Genomic DNA, 12,655 nt, shown 5'->3' with positions numbered 1-12,655 from the left:
ATTTTGAATTACATTTGACGGGTCAATTATAGAAAAATTTTTTTTGTCAAAAGCCAAAATTAAAGAATTTTTATCAAAAGCACCCCGTTTCCAGTGGCAAAATCAAATTTTAGAACATTAAACATTAAATAGGTATCAAAAAAGTTATAAAAATAGCGCTGCGCTTGCTACTGGGACTAATCCTGCTTTTGTTGGTACTTGCTATTGCGCTTACCATGCCAGTTGTTCAGACGAAGATTGCACACTACTTCATGAACAGCATCAATAAAGATTTTGGAACTAATATTGCTATTGACGGAGTTGCCGTTTCCGTTTTTGGAGGCGTGAAATTTAAGAAAGTCTTGATTCGTGATCATCACCAAGACACATTAATTTATTCGGAGAGAATTGCTACCACAATTTTAGAAAGTACAAAATTACTTGATGGCGATTTGATTTTTGATGGTTTAGATTTGCATGGATTGCTTTTAGATTTGAAAACATACAAAAACGAAAAAGAATCTAATCTTGATAAATTCATAAAAGCTTTTGAAACCGGCAAAAGTTCCAGTAGAAAATTCTTGTTGAAAGCAAATAATTTGCAAATTTACAATGGACGTTTTATTGTAACGGACCAAAATCGTGAAAATCCAAAAGACTTAGATTTCACGAAACTGAATGCCTCTGTAACTGATTTTTTGATATATGGTCCGGACGTGACTACCAATATAAATAAAATGTCTTTTCTTGACTTTCGCGGATTATATGTTAAAAATTTGAAATCAAAATTCACCTATTCAAAGAAAAATATAAAGCTTGAAAATCTTGATTTATTGACCAAGGAATCAACGCTGGTTGGAACTGTTTTGTTGAATTATAAAATAGAAGATTTTTCTAATTTTACCGATAAAGTGCTGTTTGATATCCAATTGAATTCGGCTTCTGTAGCATCAAATGATATACGTTATTTTTATAAAGAAATTGGTAAAAACCAACATTTTTATACTAAGGCAAGTATTAAAGGTACATTAAATGACTTGAAATTTAAAAACTTGGAGTTAGTTGATGAACGCAAAACACAAATTAAAGGTGATATTAATTTTAAGAATTTGTTTGCTAAGAAAGGTCAGAAATTCTCGATGTACGCTAAGTTTGATAAGTTAACGTCAAGTTACGAAGATTTGGTAGTTATTCTGCCGAATATTTTGGGAACTAAATTACCTACTTCATTAAAAAAATTAGGAAGATTTTCAGCATCGGGAACTGCGACTGTTTCAACCACTGCCGTAGAAGCTGATTTTTCTATGATTACTGCTCTTGGAAGAGTCACTTCAAATTTAGAGATACAAAACATTAATGAAATTGATAAGGCTTCTTATTTAGGAAATGTAATTCTAGAAAATTTTGACATTGCGACTTTATTAGATCAAAAAGAATTGGGCAGGGTAAGTTTGAATATTGATGTGGACGGAAAAGGTTTTAAACAAAAATATTTAGACACAGCTATTAAAGGAGACATAAGTCAAATAGAGTATAAGAGTTATAATTACACCAATATTGTTGTCGACGGTACGCTTAAAAGTCCTTATTACAAAGGTCAAATTTCTGTAAATGATCCCAATTTGAGTATGATTTTTGACGGTTTATTGGATTTAAGCAAGAAAGACAGTCGTTACGATTTTCATATTAATGTTGAAAATGCCGATTTAAATAAATTGAAACTGATAAAAGATTCTGTTTCCGTATTTAAAGGTGACGTTGTGGTTCAGGCTTCAGGAAATAATATTGAGAATTTTCAAGGAAATGTTTATATCAATAAAACGTCTTATCAAAATGCGAAAGACACTTATAATTTTGATGATTTTGCCATAAATTCAACTTTTGATAATAACAGAATTCGAACGATAACTGTAAATTCCCCGGATATTGTTCAGGGTGAAATTGTGGGCAAATATGAATTTAATCAATTGGAGAATTTGGTTAAGAATTCTTTGGGAAGTCTTTACACCAATTTCAAACCGAGTAAAGTTAAGAAAGGACAGTTTTTGAAATTTAATTTTTCTATTTACAATAAAATTATTGAAATATTTTATCCGGAAATTTCAATCGGTGCCAATACTATAGTCAAAGGAAATATTAACTCCGATAATCAGGAGTTTAAACTCAACTTTAATTCTCCGCAAATCGTAGCTTCCAGCAATACATTTGACAATATCAGAGTTTCGGTTGACAATAAAAACCCACTTTATAATGCTTTTATAGAATTGGATAGCATTAAAACAAAATACTATAAAATACGTGACTTTAGTTTGATTAATGTTACAATGAAAGATACTTTATTCTTTCGATCAGAATTTAAAGGAGGTCCAACCGCACAGGATTATTTTAATCTGAATTTATACCATACTATAAATAAGGATAATAACAACGTGGTAGGAATTAGTAAATCGGAGGTGAAATTCAAGGATTATCTTTGGTTTTTAAATGAAAACGAAACACCGAACAACCAGATTGTTTTTGATAAATCATTTAAGAATTTTGATATTGATAATATCATTTTATCGCATGAAGATCAGTCGATTTCGTTAGATGGAATTTTTAAGGACACAACCATTAAGGATATAAAGCTGAGTTTTAAGGATGTCGATTTAAATCAAATTACGCCTGCCAATAACAAGTTTGTCGTACATGGAAATATAAATGGAGAAGTCAATTTCAAACAAAATAAGGACGTTTATCAACCTACAGCTTCAATAATAATTGATAAGCTTAACGTGAATAAAACCGATTTGGGGACTTTAAATTTTGATATTGAAGGAGATGAAAGCCTGAGAAAGTTTACTATAAACTCGGATTTAGAAAATGAAAATCTCGAATCATTTAATGCTGACGGAAGTTTTGAAATTGTTAACAAAGAAACTATTCTTGATTTGAAACTTAAATTTGACAAATTTAATATCGCCACATTAAACTCGCTTGGTGGAGAAGTATTGTCTAATATTAGAGGGTCTATTTCAGGCAATTCCACCATTGAGGGTAATCTTAAAAAACCAAATATTAACGGGCGACTTTATTTAGACAATGCAGGAATTACCATTCCGTATCTAAATGTTGATTATGAATTAAGTGACAACACTATTATTGATTTAACAGATGAGAAATTTCTATTCAGAAACAATACGTTGACGGATACAAAGTATAGAACAATAGGAAACTTAAACGGTAGTATTGAACACAATAATTTTACGGATTGGAAATTAGATTTAGCGATTAGTTCAAAAAGATTACTAGCGTTAGATACTAAAGATCGTGAAGATGCAGCCTATTATGGCACTGCATTTATTGATGGTAGAGCAACGATCAAAGGTCCAACTAATTCCTTGTTTATAAAAGTAGAGGCAAAATCCGAAAAAGGAACTGCTATTAAAATACCAATTAATAATGCCGAGAGTGTGAGTGATAATATTTTTATTCATTTTGTCACAGCGCAGGAAAAATATAACGTAAAGAATGGTATTGTTGAAAATTCAAGGAATTATAACGGACTGGAATTAGAATTTGATTTTGATATAACGCCGGATGCCGAAGTGGAAGTGATTTTGGATCGAAATACTGGTCACGGAATGAAAGGAAAAGGGTTTGGATCGTTATTGTTTAAAATCAACACTTTGGGACGATTTAATATGTGGGGGGATTTCCAGGCGTACGAAGGAACTTATAACTTCAAATACGGCGGACTTATTGATAAGAAATTTGAGGTTAAAAAAGGAGGTTCAATCACATGGGAAGGTAATCCTATGAAAGCGCAGCTCAACCTGGAAGCCATATACAAAACATCGGCAAATCCAGCCGTTTTATTAGATAATTCTTCTTTTAATACAAAAGTCCCAGTTGAAGTTGTGATAGGACTTCGAGGCGATTTAACTAGTCCGGAACCTGATTTTAATATTGAATTCCCAACCGTCAGTAATGTACTAAAATCGGAAATTCAATATAAATTAAATGATAAAGATGTTCGTCAAACGCAGGCCTTATATTTGCTCTCTTCTGGTGGATTTTTAAGTCCGGAAGGCGTTAGTCAGTCTGATTTTTCAGGAAGTTTATTTGAAACTGCTTCGAGTATTTTAGGTGGAATTATTCAATCAGATGATGAAAAATTTAAAGTAGGACTTAATTTTATTGGTGCTGATAGAAGAATAGGAAAGGAAACTGATGGACGATTTATTGCCACAATTTCGTCAAAAATTAATGAAAGAGTGACTATTAATGGTAAGTTGGGAGTTCCTTTTGGAGGAATAAATGAATCGGCTATTGTGGGCGATGTTGAAGTTTTATATCGAGTGAACGAGGACGGAACACTTAATTTGCGCCTTTTTAACAAAGAAAATGACATCAATTACGTTGGTCAAGGAATTGGATATACGCAAGGTTTAGGGGTTTCCTACGAAGTTGATTTTGAAACTTTTAAAGAGTTTGTCAATAAGATTTTCAAAAATCTTAAATTTGATGATGTTCCCGCTCGTGTTTCTGAAGATCAAGATTCGAATTTATCTCCGGCGTATATTAATTTTTCTAAATCAAAAAAAACAAAGACTGAAAAAATCAAAAAAAATCAGGAAGGATTACCTCCTGAAGAAAACTAGTTACAATACTTATTGTAATTTAGTCTCTATAATTTTATTTACCTGAAGGCTTTTAGAAAAACGTTTATTTAGAAAAAAGCTTTGGAATAAATTTTATTCCAAAGCTTTTTTTATTATGTTGTTTCCTTTTGTTCCTTACCTGATTTAGTATCTAGAAATAATACAGTGAATGCACTTTTTTAACAATTAAAAAACAACCAAATTGTTAATTGTTAAATAAAAGTTGCTTATTTTTTAATTTTGTTAAATAAAACTCAATTTATTTTTGTTTTCCAAAAACTTATCAACGAAAACGTTTGAATTCATATAGTTATACTAATTTATTAAAAACACAGTCTTGAAAGTGGTTAATGTTTGCTAATTTTACACTTTAATACTTAAATAATGCCAAAAACAATAAAAAAAGTTGGTGTTCTGACTTCGGGAGGAGACTCACCGGGAATGAACGCAGCAATTCGATCAGTTGTTCGTACTTGTGCTTATCATAACATAGAATGTATAGGAATTTACAGAGGGTATCAAGGAATGATTGAAGGTGACTTTAAAGAAATGGGACCTCGAAGTGTAAACAACATTGTAAATAAGGGAGGGACGATTTTAAAATCGGCTCGATCTTTAGAGTTTAAAACTCCAGAAGGAAGAAAAAAAGCATACGAGAACCTTACTAAAGCAGGAATTGATGCTCTAGTGGTAATAGGAGGCGACGGAACTTTTACAGGTGGTTTGTTATTCAATACTGAATTTAATTTTCCAGTAATGGGAATCCCGGGAACCATAGACAATGATATTTTTGGAACAAGTCATACTTTAGGGTATGATACCGCATTAAACACTGTAGTGGATGTAATTGATAAAATACGAGATACTGCCAGTTCGCACAACCGATTGTTCTTTGTAGAGGTGATGGGTAGAGATGCCGGTCATATTGCATTGAATGCAGGCATTGGAGCAGGAGCAGAGGAAATCCTAATTCCCGAAGAAAATTTAGGTTTAGACCGATTATTAGAATCTTTACAAAAAAGTAAGGCTTCTGGGAAATCATCCAGCATAGTAGTCATAGCGGAAGGCGATAAAATAGGTAAAAATGTATTCGAATTAAAAGATTATGTAGAAGCCAATTTGCCTGAATATGACGTGCGAGTTTCGGTTTTAGGGCATATGCAACGTGGCGGTTCACCTTCGTGTTTTGATCGAGTTTTAGCCAGTAGATTAGGTGTGAAAGCCGTTGAGTCGTTGATAGAAGGAAAATCAAATTATATGGTTGGATTGCAAAATGATAAAGTAGCGTTAACGCCTTTGGAACAAGCAATCAAAGGAAAAACGGAAATTGACAGAGAATTATTAAGAGTTTCAGACATTATGTCTACATAAATGGTTAAAGTTTATTGTGAGGAAATTAGACTTTATATTGAGTTAATATAAAATAAACAAAAAAATTAAAGTAAAATGTCAAAAGTAAAATTAGGAATAAACGGATTTGGTAGAATTGGAAGAATTGTTTTCAGAGAATCTATCAACAGAGATAACGTAGAAGTAGTAGCGATCAATGATTTATTAGATGTAGATCACTTGGCATACTTATTAAAATATGATTCAGTTCACGGACGTTTCAACGGAACCGTAGAAGTAAAAGAAGGACAACTTTTTGTAAACGGAAGAAATATCCGTATTACAGCTGAAAGAAATCCAGCAGATTTAAAATGGAATGAAGTTGATGTTGATGTAGTCGCAGAATGTACTGGTTTCTTTACAACAATCGAAACTGCAAATGAACACATTAAAGGTGGTGCTAAAAAAGTAATTATTTCTGCTCCTTCTGCTGATGCGCCAATGTTTGTAATGGGAGTAAACCATGAAACAGCAAAAGCATCGGATATTGTAGTCTCTAATGCTTCTTGTACAACAAACTGTTTAGCTCCTTTGGCAAAAGTTATTCACGATAATTTTGAAATTGTTGAAGCTTTAATGACTACGGTTCACGCAACAACTTCAACGCAAATGACTACTGATGGTCCTTCTAAAAAAGACTGGAGAGGTGGACGTGCAGCAAACTTAAATATTATTCCATCATCAACTGGTGCCGCAAAAGCAGTAGGAAAAGTGATACCGTCATTGAACGGAAAATTAACGGGTATGTCAATGCGTGTTCCTACAGCTGACGTTTCTGTAGTCGATTTAACTGTAAAAGTAGCAAAAGAAACTTCTTACGAAGAAATCATGGCAGTTTTGAAAAATGCTTCTGAAACTACAATGAAAGGAATTTTAGGATATACTGAAGATTTAGTTGTATCTCAAGACTTTATTTCTGATTCAAGAACTTCTATTGTTGATGTTCATGCCGGAATTGGTTTGAATTCTACTTTTTTTAAAATCATCTCTTGGTATGATAATGAATATGGTTATTCTAGCAAATTGATTGATTTATCTGTACACATTGCAGGTTTAAAATAATTCTATATATTTACAAATCCCGTTATCTTTGTTTTAACGGGATTTTATTTTTTGTTACTTTTTTCAAATAGATGTTTTCTGTTAAACTCCATTTAAATTTAGTTAACTCCAAAACCAAAAAACCAAAAGAAAATGAGATTAATAGTTGATAGTGGTTCTACAAAAGCTGATTGGATATCAATAGATGACAATGGCAAAGTATTATTCACGACGCAAACTTTAGGGTTAAATCCCGAAGTGCTTGAAGCAGATGAAATTATTGAACGTCTAAATGATCGTTTTGATATTTTACAAAATAAAAAAAATGCAACCCATTTGTTCTTTTATGGTGCCGGTTGTGGTACTGATAAAATGAAAATTACACTTTCACAAGTTTTTCAAACGTATTTTCCTAACGCTATTATTGACGTGAAAGAAGATACGTATGCAGCAGTTTATGCAACAACTCCAAAAGGGGAGAAAGCAATCGTATCTATTTTAGGAACAGGATCAAACTGTAGCTATTTTGATGGTAAAGAGTTGCACCAAAAAGTACAATCTTTAGGTTATATTGCCATGGATGATTGCAGTGGGAATGTTTTTGGAAAAGAATTAATCAGAAAGTATTATTTTAATAAAATGCCAAAAGAACTGGCAGTTCAATTTGAAAAACAATACGATTTAGATCCGGATGCTATTAAAAGTAAATTGTATAAAGAACCAAATCCAAATGCTTATTTGGCAACTTTTGCCAAGTTTTTGATTCAACATAAAGAAACAGAGTTTTGCAGAAAAATTATTTTTAAAGGAATGAAATCTTTTGTAAAAAATTATATCAAACAATACGATAATTGTAAAGAAGTTCCTGTACATTTTGTAGGTTCCATTGCTTTTTATCTAAAAGAAGAACTACAAGAAACATTTGATAAATACGAATTACAATTAGGGAATGTTTTAAGAAGACCTATTGACGGTTTGATTGCTTATCATATTGCCAATAAATAGTTTTTTAAAGTTACTTTAAATTAAAAATCACTACCAGTTTACTTTGAGCAAGTAATTAGTAGTGATTTTTTTTATGAAAAAAAGTAGCTTACACTTTTAAATTGTAGTGACGAATATTGTTTGCTAAAGAATTGCAATCATAGAAATTTCGACATTTACGTTTTTTGGCAAGCAAGCCACTTGAACAGTTTCTCGCGCTGGAGCAATTGTTTCATTAAAATAAGAACCGTAAACAGTGTTTATTTTGGCAAAATCATTCATGTCCATTATAAAGATTGTTGTTTTTACCACATTATCAAATGTCATTTCAGCTGCTTCAAGTACCGCTTTCATGTTTTGCATCACTTGTTCTGTTTCGGTTTCAATGGTAGCTGTAACTAATTCTCCCGTTGCTGGATTAATAGCAATCTGTCCCGAAGTATAAAGCGTATTTCCACAAAGAACCGCTTGATTGTATGGTCCTATTGGTGCCGGAGCATTTTCTGTAAAAATTATTTTTTTCATAAATGGAGTTTTTTTTCGAACTAAAAAGGTAGTAAATTATTATTTAATAGTGGAATTAGAATTATCGGTTAATGGTGCTTCTTTTGTCCCATTTGATGTCGCTCAGTACACCAGATTTTATTCCAATGAAGAAACCCCAGTTGGCATTGGTACCAAAAGGAGACCAGTTAAAATCCATTCTCCAGCTTAACAAATCTCTTTCAAAACGAAGCTGTGTGAAAGTTACACCTTTTTGAACAAAATCGTAACCGGTAGAAACTCCTGCTTTCCATTTTGGAGTTATGTCTGCATTAGCTGATATCATAATGGAATTGCCTATTATTTTATTTTCTCTATTGTTGTTCCCATATGTTAATGAATAGGCAAAAGTCATGTCCCACGGTAATTTTGAGTTGAAAAACTCGGAAATTTTATCTTCGCCTTCAGTCTCTTCTTCATCTTCAAACTGGCTTCTTCTGCTGTCGCCTAAGTCAGTATTTGTTCCAAATAAATCATCTTCACGACCACCATTTCGTTGACTTTGAACATTTTTATCTTTTTTATTGTCGTCTTTTCCTTGGCTTGAAATAGAATAATTTAACGTCATATTAGAACTGGTCATTCTAAAAAGACTTCCGCCATTATTAATATTAAAAACATTAATTCGGTTTCCGGAATTGTCAATCGCGTACGGATCTAAGGTAGCTCCAAAATTGACATTCATTTTATTATCCAATAATGTTGTCCCACCGCTAAGTCTGATAGGAGAAAACCCAAGAGTAGTGATACCGTCCGCATCCAGATTATAGGAAGTGGAAAGGTTTAAATTATTAAGCAACATGATTTTTTTAGGCTCTACTTTAGTACTGTCCTTATCGGTTACTTTGGCTTCAAAAGTATTACTCAAATCAAAGCCTAACGTATTGGAATTATTTAAACCCGGAGCACCAAAAATTCCATTTTCAAATCGGGAATATTGTTTAATCATCGATCCGCTGGCATCAGCTGAGTACGTATCATAATATTTCTCGAAACTAGGCGTATATCCATAGGATACAGAAGGCCTCATGACGTGTCTTATTGATTTTATTTTTTTATCATCACCAAAATTAAAAGTTCCATAAATCGTTGTTCCTACGCTAGAGGAAAAGGAATAGGTTCTGAAAGCGTCAAATCCGTTAACGGTTTTATCAACTACTTTGCTTTGGTCAACATCATAACTTCTTTCGATTGTTTTCGTATACCAAATTTCCTCATAATTCATAGATGATGACGCACTGAAATATTTAAATATTTTAAAATTGGTACTTAATGGAATGCTATGTTGGAAACCAACTTTTGCATCTCTAAACATTTGCGGTTTGAAAAATAAAGAATCAGAGGTAACAATGCTGTTTCTTCCGTTTAAATTATATTGTAAGTTGATGTTCTTGAAAAATCCTTTTTTAACCCCGTCTTTCCCAACAAATGGGTAAATCCGGTCAACGCTCAATTGTAAAGTTGGCAAAGTCATGTTGATTTCCTCAGTTTGTGTATTTTGTGAGTGAGTTGCCGTCAGCGACATTCTTACTTGCGGCACGGATGTGAATGTTTTAGAATACGAAACCGATGAGCTTAATGTATTATTAAGATTTGAACCAATATTCACCTGATTGATGGATTGCCGGAAATATTTACTGCTTCCAAGGTTGACAGATGCAGAAAAACTGGAATTTGGATTTGATTTAGAGTCTTTGGAATGAGACCATTGGATGTTATAAATATTTTGTTTTAAATAATCCGGATAACCTCTTTCGCTGGTTATTAAATTTTCAAATCGAACGTTTAGGTTTCCTCTGTACGAATATCGTTTGGCATAACTGGATTCAAAACGCAATCCATAACTTCCATTGGTGTAATAATCGCCCAAAACTGTTAAATCATAATTATCGCTCAGCGCAAAATAGTAACCTAAATTTTGAAGTGAAAATCCTCTGTTGTTGGAATCGTTATAGCTGGGTAATATCAAACCGGAGATGCTAGTTTCTTTACTCATTGGAAAAAAAGCAAACGGTAAAGCTATCGGCGTTGGCACGTTAGCGATAACCATATTAGTTAATCCGGTCACTACTTTTTTACCAGGAATAAATTTTACTTTGTTAGTCTGAAAATAATATTCAGGATTATCTACGTCTTTTGAAGTAGTAAAACGAGCTCCTTTTAAGAAATAAACGGAATCATTTTCTTTTTTGGTGATAGCCGCTTTAATTTTAAATTCTCCTTGATCGGATCTTGAATTCCAAATCAAAGCCTTTTTCGTTTTAAAATTAAAACGAATAGAGTCAGGTTCAATTACATTTGCGCCTTGCTTGAAATTTGGATATTGAGTATATGTGCCTGATGAATCCTTGATGCGTCCGGCATAGACTTCATTTTTTTCATAATCCATGACAATTATCCCAGCCTTGAGTTCAACGTCCTGATAGTATAATTCCGCTTGATCGTAAAGAGTAATAATTTTTTTATTCTGGTCAATTTTAGCATAATCATCTGCTTTGTATCTTACTTTCCCGTCCAAAAATGCTTTTTTAGGTTTAATACTGTCCATTTTTATGGTATCAGTTTCTTTTTCAACCGTTAAAACGGGAGTTTTGACTCTGTTTAAGTTTGGTTTAGCGCTATCTGTTTGACTCTTAGCGGATACAGTAGCCTTTTTTTTTATTATATCTTGAGAATATAATTTACCAGAACCCAGAGAAAGGAAAATTGATAATAAAACGATATTAAATAAGTTTGTATGCAAAGGTTTAAATGCTATTTTTGTAAAATTATGGCCTGTTTTTTGACATGTCAAACTTACATATTATTATTTGTCAAAAATAGTCAAATAAATAATTTTATAGCGGTAGTCTTTTAATTAAATTAACTTATAGCTTTATGCGTAGTACAAGTAAAATTAAAATAATTGTAACTTTTATTTTGATACTCATTTCATTGGCTGGATACAGTCAGTCTAACAACTTTAAGGTAACTTTAGATGCGGGCCACGGCGCACATGATTATGGTGCTGTTTATGAAGGTCGTATAGAAAAGAATATTGCTTTAGCTGTAGTTTTGAAAGTTGGAAAAATACTTGCGGCAACACCACAAATGGAAGTCAATTACACTCGAAAAACAGATGTATTTATAGACTTAATTGAAAGAGCAAATATCGCCAACAGATTTAACGCAAATATTTTTGTTTCTATTCATTGTAATGCCAACAGAAACACTGCTGCAGATGGAACCGAAACCTATGTTATGGGTTTGAGCAAAGTGGCTTCAAACTTAGAAGCTGCCAAAAAAGAGAATTCCGTAATTACCTTAGAGAAAGATTACAAACAAAAATATGAAGGATTTGATCCTAACTCTCCTGAAACGATGATTGGAATGACGCTGATGCAGGAAGAATATCTGGATAACAGTATTTCGCTGGCCAGTAAAGTAGAAGATGCTTTTGAAGACTTAGGTAAAAAAATAAGAGGTGGCGGAGTGAAACAAGCGCCATTTATGGTACTTCACAAAGCATACATGCCTAGAGTGCTGATAGAGATGGGTTTTATATCTAATACATTAGAAGGGAATAAATTAAATACAGAAGAAGGCCAAGACGAAATTGCCAAAGCGATTGCCGATGCTGTTATTAGTTATAAAAAAGAATATTATGGCAGTGGCGAAGTGGAGATTTTTGAGGAAAGACCTTCCCAAAAAATTAATGAAAAACCATTACGAGATACTGTTATTCCTGCGAAACCAAAAATGAGTTCTCAATCAGCAGAATCAGCTCAGACAAAAAAAATGGCTGAGAATTCTAAACCTGTTTTCAAAGTGCAACTTTCAGCCAGTAGTAAAAGATTAGAATTACTTCCTAAAAATTTTAATGGACTTAAAAATATCTCTGTAGCTTATGAAAATAGAGTTTACAAATACATGTATGGAGAAACCGCTGATTATGATGAAGCAAAAAACCAATTAAAAGAGGCAAAAGAAAAAGGATATAATTCTGCATTTTTGATCGCATTTAAAAATGGGTCGAAAGTCAATATTCAAGACGTTATTAAATAATAGTAGGACATCCATCGGATATAAAATTAAAA

7 protein-coding genes are annotated in these 12,655 nt (G+C 32.6%); 5 read left to right on the top strand and 2 right to left on the bottom strand.

What is annotated here, in order from left to right:
• Window positions 1-215: 215 nt before the first annotated feature.
• The 4 genes from ACP7AV_RS11140 (at window position 216) to ACP7AV_RS11125 (ending at window position 8,057) form a co-directional block, all read left to right on the top strand.
• Window positions 216-4,622: a translocation/assembly module TamB domain-containing protein gene (locus ACP7AV_RS11140; protein ID WP_426092031.1), complete on the top strand. Its 4,407-nt coding sequence runs from the start codon at window positions 216-218 to the stop codon at window positions 4,620-4,622.
• 384 nt (window positions 4,623-5,006) lie between these two features.
• Window positions 5,007-5,993: a 6-phosphofructokinase gene (pfkA, locus tag ACP7AV_RS11135; RefSeq protein WP_426092004.1), complete on the top strand. Its 987-nt coding sequence runs from the start codon at window positions 5,007-5,009 to the stop codon at window positions 5,991-5,993.
• A gap of 75 nt (window positions 5,994-6,068) precedes the next feature.
• Window positions 6,069-7,073: a type I glyceraldehyde-3-phosphate dehydrogenase gene (gene gap, locus ACP7AV_RS11130; RefSeq protein WP_426065102.1), complete on the top strand. Its 1,005-nt coding sequence runs from the start codon at window positions 6,069-6,071 to the stop codon at window positions 7,071-7,073.
• Window positions 7,074-7,205: 132 nt separating this feature from the next.
• On the top strand, window positions 7,206-8,057 hold the full coding sequence (locus tag ACP7AV_RS11125) for an N-acetylglucosamine kinase (RefSeq protein WP_426092003.1): 852 nt from the start codon (window positions 7,206-7,208) through the stop codon (window positions 8,055-8,057).
• A gap of 123 nt (window positions 8,058-8,180) precedes the next feature.
• Here the strand turns inward: ACP7AV_RS11125 and ACP7AV_RS11120 are convergent, their stop codons facing one another.
• Window positions 8,181-8,561 (bottom strand): RidA family protein, encoded by a 381-nt coding sequence (locus ACP7AV_RS11120; protein WP_426092002.1) that lies wholly within the window; start codon window positions 8,559-8,561, stop codon window positions 8,181-8,183.
• A gap of 61 nt (window positions 8,562-8,622) precedes the next feature.
• Window positions 8,623-11,373, bottom strand: a complete 2,751-nt coding sequence (locus ACP7AV_RS11115; protein ID WP_426092001.1) for a putative LPS assembly protein LptD — start codon at window positions 11,371-11,373, stop codon at window positions 8,623-8,625.
• An 83-nt stretch (window positions 11,374-11,456) separates the two neighbouring features.
• On the opposite strand from ACP7AV_RS11115, the gene ACP7AV_RS11110 reads away from it, so the two are divergent.
• Window positions 11,457-12,623, top strand: coding sequence for an N-acetylmuramoyl-L-alanine amidase family protein (locus tag ACP7AV_RS11110; RefSeq protein ID WP_426092000.1), 1,167 nt, complete (start codon window positions 11,457-11,459; stop codon window positions 12,621-12,623).
• Window positions 12,624-12,655 lie beyond the last annotated feature (32 nt).

The sequence above is a fragment of the Flavobacterium sp. DSR3-2 genome (assembly GCF_049896525.1).
Lineage (GTDB): Bacteria > Bacteroidota > Bacteroidia > Flavobacteriales > Flavobacteriaceae > Flavobacterium.
Note: the sequence above shows the minus strand (reverse complement) of the source record. Positions and strands in the feature narration are given on the sequence as shown.

Coding starts and splice junctions, on each gene's coding strand:
- ACP7AV_RS11140 (WP_426092031.1), top strand. CDS start 216: ATGCCAGTTGTTCAGACGAAGATTGCACACTACTTCATGAACAGCATC.
- pfkA (WP_426092004.1), top strand. CDS start 5,007: ATGCCAAAAACAATAAAAAAAGTTGGTGTTCTGACTTCGGGAGGAGAC.
- gap (WP_426065102.1), top strand. CDS start 6,069: ATGTCAAAAGTAAAATTAGGAATAAACGGATTTGGTAGAATTGGAAGA.
- ACP7AV_RS11125 (WP_426092003.1), top strand. CDS start 7,206: ATGAGATTAATAGTTGATAGTGGTTCTACAAAAGCTGATTGGATATCA.
- ACP7AV_RS11120 (WP_426092002.1), bottom strand. CDS start 8,561: ATGAAAAAAATAATTTTTACAGAAAATGCTCCGGCACCAATAGGACCA.
- ACP7AV_RS11110 (WP_426092000.1), top strand. CDS start 11,457: ATGCGTAGTACAAGTAAAATTAAAATAATTGTAACTTTTATTTTGATA.